Raw genomic sequence first — 13,519 nt, 5'->3', positions numbered from 1 at the left:
TAGCTAAAGGAACGTCCGAACACACAGCGCAATCGACGACATTGCGAGCATCGCGATGATGGCGAGATCGAAGCCGCGGCCTGAGACCCGATCGCGTAGCCGGGTGCCAACTGGGATCGTGGCCAAGACGGGGATGCACGCGAGCAGCGTGGCAACGACTCGACCCGACAGTTCGCCGTTGGCCGCAAGGACGCCGAACTGCGCGAACCCCGAGAAGAAGAACAACGTCGTGACGGACAAAATGTGTGCGCCGCGCGAGAGTCGAAAGCTGTGAATCCAGGACCCGACGATGGGTCCGCTGATTCCGATCGCCCCTTGGAACGTCCCGGCGAGGGCACCAACGGCTGGCGACCAACGATGCGACTGCTCCATCGACGTCCGCAGGTCGGGTTTGAGAAAGAACATCGTGATGTAGACGGCGATGGCGACGATCAACGCGACCACGATTGGTTCGTCCGGCACGTTGACGAACAGCAGCGTGCCGAACACGGCGCCGATGACACCACTGATGGCGAGCGCGCCCAGATTGCGAGTGTCGGGCAAATGGGCCCGTTCCCGAATGGCGAGCACGCCGTTCGCCAGCAGGTTGGGGAGCGCGATGATCACGACGGCGTCTTCGATGTCGACGAACAGCGCTGCGACGGGAATGACGATGACAGGAAGTCCCATGCCCGTCACCGCCTTCGACACGGAGCCGATCACCACTGCAACGAGCACGATCGTCAGTTGGTAGCCGTCCACGGAGGCAGTGTGTCAGCCAGGCCGGACAACTCGTGACTGCGACTCACGCCGCCCGGAGATCGGGCAGGCCAGGTGAACGACTGAACACCTCAGTGCCATTTCGACCGACGACGGTCCCGATGGGAAATGCTGCACAGACGGCCGCAATGCACTCGAGGTGCTCGTCGACGAGCTCGCGCTGGCAGGCTTCGCCAGCGAGATCAAACCAGCCGTCACGCTCGAGCGAATCCTCGACGACCTCGCGCATCTGCTCTTCGGAAATGTGGGGGAGGTCGACCACCTGGGCGGTGGTGACGGCCCGTGAGCTCGCGAGGCCGGGAAAGCCCATGTTGCAACCGCATCGAGCGGGTGATGCGCACTCCGCAACGACTGGCGTCACCAATTCGCCCTCGACGGTGCACGCATAGTCACCGTCGACGGTTCCTTGCAGTTCGTTTGTTGCCACCAGCACCAACATGTCGATCTCCTTCGATTGATCTGAAGGACATCATGAACGCGCACGGTCACAGAGATGATCGGGCGTACCGACAGGCTGAGCGCCGATGATGACACCAAACACGAGGAGGCGGGCTGGCGGTCCAGGTCCGTTCTCTGTTGTCAGCGTGTGGATCGCTGCGTATGGTCGACAGCCCGCACCAACTGGACGTACGAATGACTGATCAGCACACAACCAACTCGCTCCATCGCTTCCTCGATGGCGATCCCGAAGCACAGCCTCGAGGAATCGAAGACTCCGCGAGCGACCTCGGAGCGCGAATCGCTGACGCTCGGACCGCAGCGGGCCGCACACAGACCGACATCGCGAACCAGTTGGGCGTCAAGGTGTCGACAATGGAGAAATGGGAGCGCGGCGTCGCGTCGCCGCGCAGCAATCGGTTGACAGCGTTGGCCGGCATCCTGGGAGTCAGCCTCTCGTGGCTGATCATCGGGCACGGTGACCAACCGATCGCTCCCGACGACCTCGATGACATCAGAGTGGCGCTCGGGAGAGTGCACGCACAGCTGACCGACGGTCTCAACGAGGTCGATGTGTTGCTCGCGCGTCTCGACAGCGCTCTCGCCGCTGGCTGACCTGAAGTTGAGTCGTGCCGATGCACGTGGCGACGACATTGTCGAGCAAGATGCGAGGATGAAGTTCGGAATTGCCTTTGCCAACACCATGACGTTCACCTCGGGTGCTGGCGCGATCGAGCTCGCGAAAGCGGCTGAGGGCGCGGGATTTGAATCCCTCTGGACCGTCGAGCACATCGTCTACCCCGAGGGGTACGAGTCGACGTATCCCTATGCGCCGAATGGCAAGATGCCTGGCTCGGGCGACAGTCCGATTCCGGACCCGCTGATCTGGCTGGCCTACGCCGCTGCCCACACGACGACGCTGAAGCTGGCGACGGGCATCTCGCTCCTCCCCGAGCGGCACCCGGTGATGTACGCCAAGGAAGTCGCGACTCTCGACTCGATGTCGGGTGGACGTCTGATGCTCGGCATCGGCATCGGATGGTTGCGTGAAGAGTTCGAGGCGCTCGACATTCCGTGGGAAGGCCGCACTCGTCGTACCGAGGAGTACGCGGACGTCATGCGCGAACTCTGGAAGACCGATGGGGCCTCCTACGACGGTGAGTTCATCAACTTCGAGAATCTGTCATCGAATCCCAAGCCGCCAAACGGCTCGGTCCCGATTCACATCGGAGGTCACAGCGAGGCTGCGGCCAAGCGTGCCGGCCGAATGGGGGATGGCTTCTTCCCTGCGAAGGGCAACATGGCCGAGCTGATGGACATTGCTCGACAGGCTGCTGCCGACTCTGGCCGTGACCCCGAGGCGCTCGACATGACCGGTGTGCACCCCGGCATCTTTGGCGAGGACCCGGCTGCAGCCGTCGAGGAAGCCGCGGCGTGGGGGATCCATCGACTCGTGATCCCCGCCTTCATGTTCATCGGTGCTCCCGGTGAGGCCGCGGACAAAATGGCTGGCTTCGCTTCGAAGGTCATGGCTGCCTGATCCTCGGGGCGGTCATGTGTTGCGAGAAAGGAGGCAGTCGTTGACCGCACCAACACCCAACCCGCGGGTCACGCTTGCGTTGGTCGTCCTCGTCGCACTGCTGATCGGTGCGAACTTTACGGCCCTGAAATTTGCGCTCGACCACACGACGCCGCTCCTCCTCGCTGGCTTGCGCACGGTTGTGGGCGGGACATTCCTGCTGGGTTTCGTCACGTTGGTTCGTGGCGAACGGATCCCGACCGACCGAGCGATGCTCGGCAAGATTTTCGTCGTCAGCTTGGCCATCACGACGATCTCGAGTGGTCTGCTTGTCTTCGGTGTGAGTCGTGTGTCAGCCGGGGTGGCGTCGCTGCTCAGCAGCACGATGCCGTTGTTCACGGCGCTGCTGGTACTGCTGTTGATGGGGACGCGACCGACGCGCCTTGGAGGGCTTGGTTTGGTCGTGGGGTTCTTTGGGACGGCGGTTCTCGCCTGGCCGTCACTCAGTGGAGAGACCACTGCGGTCGGCATTGTTGCACTTGCGGTGTCAGCGCTGGCCTGGGCGTTCGGAACGGTGTTTATGCAGTGGCGGGACTTCAGTGACGTCTCGCCGGTGATGATCGTTGCGGTGCAACTGCCGATGTCGGCGGCGGTGCTGATCCCAATTGCCTTGATCGTCGAAGGGGTCGATGACACCGACTGGTCGATGGGGCTCTTCGTGCCGCTGGCCTATGCCGCCATTCCCGCGAACGCGGTCACGTTCGCGCTGATGGCCACGATCGTGAAGCGTGCTGCGGCAACACAGGCTGCCGCAACCGCATACCTCATCCCGATCTCAGGAGTGTTCTTCGGATGGTTGATACGCGACGAGCGGCTCGGAACGGCCGAGCTGGTCGGCGGCGTACTCGTCGTCGCCGGCGTCTACCTGCTCGTCACCGCCAACGCTCGGGCGAAGATGGCGGCATCGAAGCCCTGATGGTCTGACCCCGATGCTGTCTCGGCTCAGACCAGCAACCCGTGCAGGTCGTCGATGGTGTCAAGCCGTTGAGCACCCAAGTCGGCCAGTGCCATATTTCCCGCTGGCGCCTGGGCATCGACCACGGTGACGACTGACCCAGGCTCGCGTTCGACTGCCTCACGGGCGGCTGCCCACGTCGGGCCCGTGCCATCCGCGCACGACACGACGAGCGTCAACGAGCCGAGTGCGTGCAACATCGAGTTTCGTGCTCGAACCGTCGCTCCGCTTGCCGATGCGTCGGGTGCAAACGGGCTCGCAAGACACATCGCATTGCTCTGGACCAGCCTGCGAAGGGCGGGCTCGCGCGCGACCTGGTTGATGCCCGCCGCAGCGAGGGCGACCAGGGCCGCGTCGCACGCCAGCGCCTCGTCAATGGTCGTTGCAGCGAGATCCGAGGCATCGCTGGAGTCGGGAGTGGCGATCGACCAACCGGCAACGACCGCGGCAGCAACGGCGCGCCGCGCCACGTCATGTGCCCAGTCGCCGCCATCAGCGTGACCGACGATCGAGAGAGCAGGCAACCCAAGCCCATCGACGGCACCCGCCGCGAACAGATGCGGCGGACAACCGTGGCCCATGCGGTCGCGCAGCATCGGTGGGAACCTGGTGTCGAGCGCGGCGAGTAAGTGCACACCTGCCTCGTCGAGGCGCTCGACTTCGAACGCGAATGCCCGCATGGCGTCGAGCAGCGAGCGGAGCCGGTCAGCCGGAACATCGTCGGTAGCGACTGAGTCGCACAGCGATGGTTCGCTGAGCAGCTTGCCGAGGTCGATGCCGAGCCCATCGGTTCGATCGACCAGCGACCAGAACTCCCGTGCCTTGAGTGGCGCAACGTCGAGACGCGTGAGCCGGTTGCTCAGGAGTAACGCCGCACGAGCGGTATCGGTCTGTTCGGCGTTGGAAGCAGTCATCGGAGCGGATTGATCAGGTGCGGCGGCCGGTGCTGATCGCCAGGACCAGAGGGTAGACCGGACCGCTGCCGCTGCGAGACAGCAGCCGCCCTGTTTCGGTGAGTGTCCAACCGGAGTCGACGAGATCGTCGATCAAGAGCACTGGGCCGGGCATCGGCGGTTCGCCGAGCGTGAAGGCGCCGACCACATTTGCCGACTGATGGGGACTGTTCTGCATCTCAACCTGCGGCGGGCGCTCCGCGGCGCGCTCAAGCAGTGGAACAAAGACGAGCCCGAGCCGGGCAGCGACACGCGCGGCGAAGCCCGGGACCAGCGACGTGGTCCGATCTGACGGCACAGCTGCCACCCACTCGGGCGCCGGGGACGGCGCCCACTCGGTGATCATCTCGGCCATCGCGTCGACTAACTCGTCGGCGAAGTGCCCATCGCGTCGACCTTGCTGCACCATCGGCCCCCAGCCGCTGTCGCCCCAGTGCGCCAGGGTCCGACCCTGCTGGTTGCGCTCGCTGATGGGGATGCTCTGCTTGCGCGGCTCGATCATCAGCGGACGGTTGCGCAAGAAGGCCTCGGCGTCGGCGATCAGCGTCGAGGAGGTACTTGGCTGCAGCATCTCGCCACGACAGTTGTCGCAGATGCCGCAGCCGCCTGCCATGTCATCGTCGAGCAGGTCGGTGAGGAAACGCATACGGCAACCCGAGGTGTCGGCGTAGTCGAACATCAACTGCTGTTCCCATCGGCGAGCGTCGGTGACGCCGGCAACGCGTTCGTGGGGATAGATCCAGGGTGTGAGCGTTCGTTCGTAGGACTGGCCCTTCACGCGGCGCACAACACCTTCGACGTCGAGCTGTTTCAGGACGAGCTCGATTTGTGTCCACTTCACGTCGACATTCGTCGCGATGTCGCGAAGAGACACCGGGCCCGCTGCTTCGTCGAGGATGGCGAGCACCGCATCGACGTCTTGGGGGTCGGGGAAGGCTGCGTCGATGAAGTAGTCCTGGATGTTGACGTCCTCTTTGCCGCAGAGCAGCAGCGCCTGGCTGTGCTCAAGCGCACGGCCTGCCCGTCCAACTTGTTGGTAGTACGCGACTGGCGAACCGGGCATCTGGAAATGCACGACGAAGCCGAGGTCTGGCTTGTCGTACCCCATCCCGAGTGCCGACGTGGCGACCAACGCCTTGAGGTCGTTGGCCTGCAGCCGGCGCTCCATTTCCTCGCGGTCGTCGCTGATCGTGGCGCCGGTGTAACCCGCCACGTCGTGGCCTTGTCGCCTGAGCCAGCTCGTTACGTTCTCGACGTCGCGGATCGTGAGGCAGTAGATGATCCCGGAGCCGGGGAGCTCAGCGAGGTGCTCTGCGAGCCAAGCAAGTCGCTCGGCTTGACGCGGGAGGCGCACAGCGCTGAGTGCGAGGCCATCGCGGCCAAGCTGGCCGCGATACGTGGTGATTGACGCGCCGAGCTGTTGGGCGACGTCTTCGACGACTCGACTGTTTGCGGTGGCAGTGCAGCCGAGGACCGGCACGTTGCCGTCGCCGAAGTTCGCGATCAGTCGGCCGATGCGGCGGTAATCGGGCCGGAAGTCATGGCCCCAGTCGGAGATGCAGTGCACTTCATCGATGACCACGAGGCCCGGACGGCGACCGAGGATCGGCATCGCCTTGCCGGCGAAGTCCGGGTTCGCAAGACGTTCCGGCGAGACCAGCACGAGGTCGACGTCATCTGCTTCGAGTCGGGCGCTGAGCTCGTCGACCGTGGTTGCCGAGGACGAGTTCACCGTCATGCAGCGCAATCCGAGGCGCTCGGCGGCATCAATCTGGTTGCGCATCAGCGCGAGCAACGGTGAGATCAGCAAGGTGGGTCCGAACTGCTGCTGCCGAAGCAGGTGGGTGGCGAGGAAATAGACCGCACTCTTGCCCCAGCCCGTCCGCTGTACCACCAGCACCCGATCGCGTCGTTCGACAAGCGCCTCGATCGCGGCCCGCTGATCGGGGCGGAAGTCGGCGTCGGGTCGGCCGGTCAGCGAGCGGAGCGCCTCAAGCATCGGGTCGTGCATGTGTCCCATCCTGCACTGCCGCAGCCACAGAGTTCGCAAATTGTCGTGGTCGAGACGGCGTGGCGTACGCAATGGCAGCTATGTAAAAACCGCTCAGGACTCGTTTAGGGTCGTCATATGACGCCACTCACTGAGACTCCGATGTTCAACCCGCTCGAGGCGGGATACATGGAGAATCCGTATCCGCACTTCGCGGAGATGCGAGATGGTCAACCCGTCCACTTGTCGATGATGGATGTGTGGGTGCTGTTCGATCACGACGACGTCTTTCGCCTGCTGCGAGACCCATCGATGAGTGTCATGGACGCCAAGATCGAAGTCCGTGACGAGGAGCGATATGCCGAGATCCTCGAAGCGGCAGGAGGGGAACTCGAACAAGATTCATCGATGCTCAACACCGATCCGCCCGATCACACCCGGCTTCGCCGCTTGGTGAGCAAGGCGTTCACTCCGGCGGCGATCCAAGCACTGCGGCCCCGCATTCAGGAACTGGTCGACGCCGCGCTCAACGAGCTGGCAGCTGCGGGCACCGGTGACATCGTCAAGCAGCTGGCATTCCCGTTGCCGTTCGATGTGATCTCGGAGATGTTGGGGATGCCCGAGAGCGACAAGGACCAGATTGCCGCCTGGTCGGGGACCATCGTCAAGTCGCTCGATCCAATGTTGGCCCTCGATTCGTACGCCGAGATCAGGGCCGCCTCCGATGCGATGAACGCACACATCGACGAGGTGATTCGCTGGAAGCGCGAAAACCCAGGCGACGACCTGCTCACTGCATTGATCGCTGCTGAGGAAGGCGGTGACCGCCTGACGCCGGCCGAGCTGCGCGATCAGGTCAACCTGCTGTTCATCGCCGGCCACGAAACCACCGTGAACCTCATTGGCACCGGCATCTATGAACTGCTCCGTCATCCTGAGCAGGCCGCAATCTGGCGTGGCGATCCTGAACTCGACGCAACAGCGGTCGACGAGATGCTGCGATTCGTCAGCCCGGTGCAGTTCTCGCGTCGTATCACCCTCGACGACATCGACTTCCAGGGCACGACCATCCCCAAGGGCATGTTCGTCCTTGCCGGATTGGCGTCGTCCAATCACGACCCGAAGAAGTGGGGCCCCACCGCGGAAGAACTTGATGTGCGCCGCGATGGTGCCGGTCAGCACCTGTCATTTGGCAGCGGTGCCCACTATTGCCTGGGTGCGTCGCTGGCGAAGCTCGAAGCATCGATTGCGATCGGCACGTTCTTACGGCGCTTCCCCGACGCTGCAGTGTCAGGGGACGTCGAGTGGAACGGTCGCATCAACTTGCGTGGTCTCGAATATCTGCCCGTCACCCTCTGACCTGCTGACTGCACCTGACGCACGCTGCCGGTCTCTTTCGCTGGTGTGTGACTGGAGGCTCGTTGTGGTTGGCTGAACAGCCGTTGACAATCGGGGGATGCGCGCTGAGGCAACCACCGATGAATCAACCGACGCTGGCGAGCGCTCGGCGCCTCGCCGGTCGGTGATTGCCTCCATCGCTGCTGGTGCCGCTCGCCGATGGCAAGCGACTTTTGCGGTGATGATCGTTGTGCTGATCGCTGGTGTTTCTGCGTTTGGGTTCGGCCTTGATCGAGAAGGTTTCCCGCCGATCAACACGCCGATCTCCGTCGTCAGCGGCACGTACTTCGTCGATGACGCCGAAGTGGTTGACCAGGAGGTCATCGTTCCCCTCGAAGCTGCGTTCAGCGAGGTCGAAGGAGTCGTCTCGACCGAGTCGATTGCATTGCCCAGCACCTACTCCGTGGTCGTCGAGTTCGAGTCTGACATCAGCTCTGACGTTGGCACGGCGCGCCTCGTTGCGCTCGGTCTTGAGGTGCCCGACGGCGCCGAGATCCTGTACAACCCGATCAATGCCGCCAAGTTGGTCGGCCAATACGACAGCTTGGTGTCGATCGTCGGTCCGCCGAACGCGACCCCGGCGGAGTTGCAGGAACAGGCCGAGCAGCTCAGCGTCTACCTCGTTGCGGAGGGCGATGTTGGCGTCGCTGCAGTGCGCGAACTCGAAACGGAATCGATCGATCCGGTCTCGGGTGCAACCGAAACCCGCCTCACCCGATTCACGCGCGTCGCACTCGACAGCTCGGGCTACGACGACGCCATCGCGATCGGCCTGATCCGGAGCGAGTCCTCGGACCTCGACGTCCTCGAATTTTCTGATCTGATCGAGAGCCGGCTGGCCAGCGCCGAGTCGCCGCTCGACGATGGATTCTCGGCGGCAATCACTGCCGACTTCGCCACCAGCGTCCGTCAGCAGTTGTCGTCACTCACAACCAACCTGCTGACCGGCCTGTTCGCCGTTGCCCTCGTGAGCCTGTTGCTCATCGGCTGGCGGGTCGCCGTGATGACCACCGGCTTCATGGCCCTCGTGATGATGGGGGCATTGATCGGACTCTGGGTGTTCGGTTACTCCCTCAACACGATCACCCTGTTCGGTCTCATCTTGACCCTTGGGCTCCTGGTTGATGACGCGATTGTCATCTCCGAATCGATCGACTCCAGCCGCGACGACCCGAGTCCACAGGAAGATGGTCGCCGGCTCGGCGTCGTGCGCACGGCGCTCGAACGGGTCGGGTCGGCGTCGTTGGCCGGCACGCTCACCACCGTTGTCGTGTTCTCGCCGATGCTCTTTGTCGGCGGAATTCTTGGCGAGTTCATCCGCTCCATCCCGGCAACCGTGATCATCACGCTGATCTTGTCGTTCATCTTTTCGATCGTGTTCATCCCCGCGGTCGCCCGAGTGTTCCTGCTCAAGGGCGGCCCGAGTAACAACCCGATTGTGCGTGGCGAAAAGGCTGTGGCGCGTGCTGCTGGTCGACTCGCTGCATATCCCTGGAGGAACGGTTGGAAGGGTCGATTCACTGGCTTGGGCATGGCCAGCGTTGCGCTCGTCGCCATCATGGCCGGCGGAATGATTGCGGGTTCGCTGCCGTTTTCAATCTTCCCGGCCGGCAAGGACGCCTCCGGGTTGGCGATCTCAGCGGAGTTCCCTTCGGGAACGACCATCGAAGAGGCACAAGACATTTCTGACGAGGTCGACGTGGTCATCCTCTCGGTCCTCGGTGAGGAGCTCGCTCGTTCGCAATATGTTCGCGGGAACGAGCGCGTGACGGAGACCTTCATCGACCTGACGCCGATCGGTTCGCGGTCGACCAAGGCGCCAACGTTCGTGGATCGGATCGAGGCCGACTTCGAGACGATCGTTTCGGCCTATCCCGGTCTCCGCCTCACAGCCGGACAGACTGAGAACGGGCCGCCACTGCTGGAGTATCCGTTCGCGACCCAAATCGAGGTGAGCGATGCCGCATCGATCGCCGCGGGGCAACAACTCGCCGAGGACATCCGCGACAGTCTGCAGGGGCGGCAGTTTGAGTCTGGCGGCGGCACGGTCACGGTGACCGATGCGATCGTGTCGACCGATGGAGAAATCGCTCGGGTCGACGGGCAACAGATCATCGAGGTCCGCGCGCAGTACGACGAAGACCAGGGCATTTCCGGCATCTTGAACGACACGCAGTTGCTCGTCGAGGAGGACTTCCCCCCAGCCGAGATCGAATCGAGAGGTCTCTCGGCCGAGGCCGTGACGTTCGACTTCGGGTTGGAGTCGGACAATCAGGACGACTTCGCTGGACTGATCGTCGCCGGCATTATTGCCCTCGGACTGATGCTCCTGCTGATCGCGATCCAGTTCCGATCGGTCGCGCAGGCGCTGCTGATCTTCATGGCGATCCCCCTCAGCTTCCTCGGAGTGTTCGGCGCCCTGAAGCTCACCGACAATCCGCAATCGTTTCTCTCCGGGGTGGGGTTCATCGCGCTGATTGGCGTGGCGGTCAACAACACGATCCTGTTGGTCGATTCCGCGAATCAGCAACGACGCGCTGGTGCATCGGCCGGCGAGGCGATTCAGCACGCCGTCACCTCTCGCTTCCGACCGTTGATCACCACGACGATCACGACAGTTGTCGGTCTGCTGCCGCTCGCATTGAGCGATCCGTTCTGGGAGTCACTCGGCTTCACTTTGATGGGCGGCCTCGTCAGCTCGACGGTGTTCGTGCTCCTGTGCTTCCCGGCCTTCTATCTCGGGCTGGAGTCGGTGCGCACGCCGCTGCGCAACGCCGTCCGGCGCCGTCGTGGCCGCCCTCTACTGACCTGAGCAGACCTGCCTGTTCGATACGGTGCGTCGTGTGCCGGACCTGACGAAACAGAAGCGGCGATCACGGTTCGAGGCGCGATTGCTCGAAGCCGGCGCCGACGACAGCCACGCGGCGTGGGGTGAGCGTAAGTCCGCCGTCATCGGAGCGATGCAGGGCACCGTTGTCGAGTTGGGCCCCGGCACCGGCGTCAACATGCGCTACTACGCAGCCGGCACGAAGGTCATCGCCATCGAGCCGAACCCGGTGATGCACGCTCCGCTGCAGTCTGCAGCAGCTGAGTACGACGTCGATCTGGAGATCCGGCAGCTGGACGGTGCCGCACTCGACCTCGCCGATGAGTCGGCTGACGGAGTCGTCGGCACACTGCTGCTGTGCGGCGTCGATGATCCGGCACAGGTCCTGCGCGAGGCGCATCGGATTCTCAAACCCGGCGGGGTCTACTTCTTCATTGAGCATGTTGCGTCGCCTGCTCGAACCGCGAACCGACGCGTGCAACGGGTGCTCTTTCGGCCGCACCGGTGGATGTTCAATGGCTGTGAGATCACTCGTGACACCGAGGCCTCTATTCGTGGTGGGCCGTTCGACGCCGTTGAGGTTGATGCTGTCGACCGCGGGCGGGGCGCGCTGTGGGTCCGGCATCAGATCGTCGGCACAGCCGCCAAGGCTGCGCCCCACGGCTGATCAGGCCAGGACTGGGCGTCGCTGCGCCCACGGGTGTGCTGCTTCGAGTTGGCTCGCAACTGCAAGCAGCAGATCCTCGCGACCGTAGGCGGCGACGAGTTGAACCCCGATCGGTAGGCCAGTGTCGTTCCAGTGCAGCGGCAGGCTGATCGCGGGCTGCCCGCTGGCATTGAATGGCGGCGTGAAGCCGACGAATCGGGCAGCGCGTTTCATCCCTGCCATCGGATCGCCTTCGAGAGCGTCGTGTTCGCCGATCCTGACTGGCGGCTCGCTGAGCGTCGGTGTCAGCAGCAGGTCCCAACCTCGCGTCCACCACGACTGCATCGCCCTGCGGTATTCGACGACGGCTCCCAACGCCTCGCCGTACTCGACACCAGAGACGCTCTTCGCCCACTCAGCCTGAGCCCAGTTGACGGGTTCGACATCGTCGGCGGTCATCTCGCGGCCGATCCACGACTCCATCTTCTTGATGCCCAGCGCCATGTTGGTCGCCCACATCGCCATGAAGCGGGGCGTGAAGGACTGGTCTTCGAGTACCTCAGGGTGACCGGGTGCAACGTCATGGCCGAGGCCTTCGAGCATCGTTGCCGCAGAGCGGACCGCAAGTACGCAGTCGTTGTGGAGCGCATTGCCCTGCGGGTCTCGGTCAAGCATCCCGATGCGGAGGCGCCCGGGGTCATGGCCAAGCTCATCTTCGTACGGCCGGGCTGGGGGAGCGGCGATGACGGTGTCGCCCACTCCGGGACCGTGGACCGCATCGAGAATGCGGGCAGTGTCGCGCACCGAGCGACTGACGACGAGGTTGACGCTGAGGCCAGATTCGTCGCGGTCTGGCTCCAGTGTGATGCGGCCCTGCGATGGCTTGAGCCCGACCAAGCCGCTGCACGACGCGGGGATCCTGATCGATCCGCCCCCGTCGCTGGCATGGGCCATCGGCACCATGCCCGCCGCCACCGCAGCGGCCGCGCCTCCGCTCGATCCTCCGGGCGTGCGATCGGTGTCCCACGGGTTGCGCGTCGGGCCGTGCGCAATCGGTTCGGTGACCGGCAGGCTGCCGAGTTCGGGGCTGTTGGTCCGGCCAAGGTTGATCAGGCCCGCGTCGCGGAACCGTTTGACCAAGGTCATGTCGTGTACTGCACGTGGTGGATTCGCGGCAAGCGCTGCGTTGCCGTTGGTCATCGGCATCCCGGCTTCGGGAGCCCAGAGATCTTTCAACAGGAATGGCACACCGAGGAACGGTGGCCGGTCTCCGCTGCCACGGCCGGCGGGAGCAGTCCCAGCGCCCGTGGCATCGATCGCGTCGGCTTGCTCGCGTGCCCGGTCGTACCAGTGCAACACAACCGCGTTGATGGCCCCGTCAGTACGATCGATGCGCTCGATTGCGGCGTCGACCAACTCGCGCGATGACAACTCTCCAGCTGCTACCAGAGCGGCTTGTGCCGTGGCGTCGAGCCATTGGGTCTCGTCAGCGATGTTTTTCATCTCGCGTTGATAGCACGGCTCGCTAATCTCAGGTTCATGGGACTCTTCAGCGGACGCAACTTGCGGATGGCCAAAGAACTGCTTGAGAAGAACCGGCACAAGGTTGGCGACATGGTGGGCAAGGCCACTGAGCAGGTTGATAAGGCGTCCGGTGGCAAGACTGCGAACATGTCGAAGAAGGCCGAGGAAGCGGCGCGTAAATATTCAGCGGGCAGCAGCGCGACGCATCACGGGGCCCATCCCGACGCGGCGCCCGAGATGTCACAGGAAGAGGCCGAAGCGCGGCGTGCCGAAACGCAGGCCAAGGCGGCCAGGGCAATGGCCGGGCTCGTCAGCTCCGCCAACGGCCTACTCAGCAAGGCCCAGGTCCGATTGGATGAGGCCGGGGGAAAGATGCCGCCGCCCGATCCGGCTGCTGTGGTCAACGACCCGCCGCCCGTTCCGGGCAGCTCATCGCCCGGGGACTGACGC

Annotated in this window: 12 protein-coding genes; 7 read left to right on the top strand and 5 right to left on the bottom strand. The window is 63.9% G+C overall.

The window, feature by feature from the left end:
- Positions 1-3: 3 nt before the first annotated feature.
- Entirely contained in the window at positions 4-741 is a 738-nt protein-coding gene (locus tag ACH2DW_RS00425; RefSeq protein ID WP_394927728.1) for a sulfite exporter TauE/SafE family protein, read from the bottom strand.
- Between the two features lie 43 nt (positions 742-784).
- Entirely contained in the window at positions 785-1,198 is a 414-nt protein-coding gene (locus tag ACH2DW_RS00420) for a hypothetical protein (protein WP_394927727.1), read from the bottom strand.
- A gap of 194 nt (positions 1,199-1,392) precedes the next feature.
- Here ACH2DW_RS00420 and ACH2DW_RS00415 point away from each other — a divergent pair, with 194 nt between their 5' ends.
- Genes ACH2DW_RS00415 through ACH2DW_RS00405 form a run of 3 tightly spaced genes read left to right on the top strand, consistent with a single transcriptional unit; the run spans position 1,393 to position 3,692 of the window.
- Entirely contained in the window at positions 1,393-1,812 is a 420-nt protein-coding gene (locus ACH2DW_RS00415; RefSeq protein WP_394927726.1) for a multiprotein-bridging factor 1 family protein, read from the top strand.
- Between the two features lie 58 nt (positions 1,813-1,870).
- Positions 1,871-2,737, top strand: a complete 867-nt coding sequence (locus ACH2DW_RS00410) for an LLM class F420-dependent oxidoreductase (protein ID WP_394927725.1) — start codon at positions 1,871-1,873, stop codon at positions 2,735-2,737.
- A gap of 40 nt (positions 2,738-2,777) precedes the next feature.
- Positions 2,778-3,692 (top strand): DMT family transporter, encoded by a 915-nt coding sequence (locus tag ACH2DW_RS00405; protein ID WP_394927724.1) that lies wholly within the window; start codon positions 2,778-2,780, stop codon positions 3,690-3,692.
- Between the two features lie 26 nt (positions 3,693-3,718).
- Here ACH2DW_RS00405 and ACH2DW_RS00400 read toward each other — a convergent pair whose 3' ends face one another.
- Both ACH2DW_RS00400 and ACH2DW_RS00395 read right to left on the bottom strand, forming a co-directional pair.
- Positions 3,719-4,645: a DNA-processing protein DprA gene (locus ACH2DW_RS00400; RefSeq protein ID WP_394927723.1), complete on the bottom strand. Its 927-nt coding sequence runs from the start codon at positions 4,643-4,645 to the stop codon at positions 3,719-3,721.
- A 13-nt stretch (positions 4,646-4,658) separates the two neighbouring features.
- Positions 4,659-6,695, bottom strand: coding sequence for a RecQ family ATP-dependent DNA helicase (locus ACH2DW_RS00395; RefSeq protein WP_394927722.1), 2,037 nt, complete (start codon positions 6,693-6,695; stop codon positions 4,659-4,661).
- Between the two features lie 117 nt (positions 6,696-6,812).
- On the opposite strand from ACH2DW_RS00395, the gene ACH2DW_RS00390 reads away from it, so the two are divergent.
- The 3 genes from ACH2DW_RS00390 (at position 6,813) to ACH2DW_RS00380 (ending at position 11,566) form a co-directional block, all read left to right on the top strand.
- Complete coding sequence (locus ACH2DW_RS00390) at positions 6,813-8,033, top strand: cytochrome P450 (RefSeq protein ID WP_394927721.1); 1,221 nt, start codon at positions 6,813-6,815, stop codon at positions 8,031-8,033.
- Between the two features lie 97 nt (positions 8,034-8,130).
- Positions 8,131-10,884, top strand: coding sequence for an efflux RND transporter permease subunit (locus ACH2DW_RS00385; RefSeq protein ID WP_394927720.1), 2,754 nt, complete (start codon positions 8,131-8,133; stop codon positions 10,882-10,884).
- Between the two features lie 31 nt (positions 10,885-10,915).
- Positions 10,916-11,566 (top strand): class I SAM-dependent methyltransferase, encoded by a 651-nt coding sequence (locus ACH2DW_RS00380; RefSeq protein WP_394927719.1) that lies wholly within the window; start codon positions 10,916-10,918, stop codon positions 11,564-11,566.
- Here ACH2DW_RS00380 and ACH2DW_RS00375 read toward each other — a convergent pair whose 3' ends face one another.
- On the bottom strand, positions 11,567-13,048 hold the full coding sequence (locus ACH2DW_RS00375; protein WP_394927718.1) for an amidase: 1,482 nt from the start codon (positions 13,046-13,048) through the stop codon (positions 11,567-11,569).
- A gap of 36 nt (positions 13,049-13,084) precedes the next feature.
- On the opposite strand from ACH2DW_RS00375, the gene ACH2DW_RS00370 reads away from it, so the two are divergent.
- On the top strand, positions 13,085-13,516 hold the full coding sequence (locus tag ACH2DW_RS00370; protein ID WP_394927717.1) for an antitoxin: 432 nt from the start codon (positions 13,085-13,087) through the stop codon (positions 13,514-13,516).
- The last annotated feature ends 3 nt before the right edge of the window (positions 13,517-13,519 follow it).

Origin of the sequence: uncultured Ilumatobacter sp. (assembly GCF_963980585.1) — a bacterium.
Lineage (GTDB): Bacteria > Actinomycetota > Acidimicrobiia > Acidimicrobiales > Ilumatobacteraceae > Ilumatobacter_A.
Note: the sequence above shows the minus strand (reverse complement) of the source record. Positions and strands in the feature narration are given on the sequence as shown.

Coding starts and splice junctions, on each gene's coding strand:
- ACH2DW_RS00370 (WP_394927717.1), top strand. CDS start 13,085: ATGGGACTCTTCAGCGGACGCAACTTGCGGATGGCCAAAGAACTGCTT.
- ACH2DW_RS00410 (WP_394927725.1), top strand. CDS start 1,871: ATGAAGTTCGGAATTGCCTTTGCCAACACCATGACGTTCACCTCGGGT.
- ACH2DW_RS00375 (WP_394927718.1), bottom strand. CDS start 13,048: ATGAAAAACATCGCTGACGAGACCCAATGGCTCGACGCCACGGCACAA.
- ACH2DW_RS00395 (WP_394927722.1), bottom strand. CDS start 6,695: ATGCACGACCCGATGCTTGAGGCGCTCCGCTCGCTGACCGGCCGACCC.
- ACH2DW_RS00385 (WP_394927720.1), top strand. CDS start 8,131: ATGCGCGCTGAGGCAACCACCGATGAATCAACCGACGCTGGCGAGCGC.
- ACH2DW_RS00415 (WP_394927726.1), top strand. CDS start 1,393: ATGACTGATCAGCACACAACCAACTCGCTCCATCGCTTCCTCGATGGC.
- ACH2DW_RS00400 (WP_394927723.1), bottom strand. CDS start 4,645: ATGACTGCTTCCAACGCCGAACAGACCGATACCGCTCGTGCGGCGTTA.
- ACH2DW_RS00390 (WP_394927721.1), top strand. CDS start 6,813: ATGACGCCACTCACTGAGACTCCGATGTTCAACCCGCTCGAGGCGGGA.
- ACH2DW_RS00420 (WP_394927727.1), bottom strand. CDS start 1,198: ATGTTGGTGCTGGTGGCAACAAACGAACTGCAAGGAACCGTCGACGGT.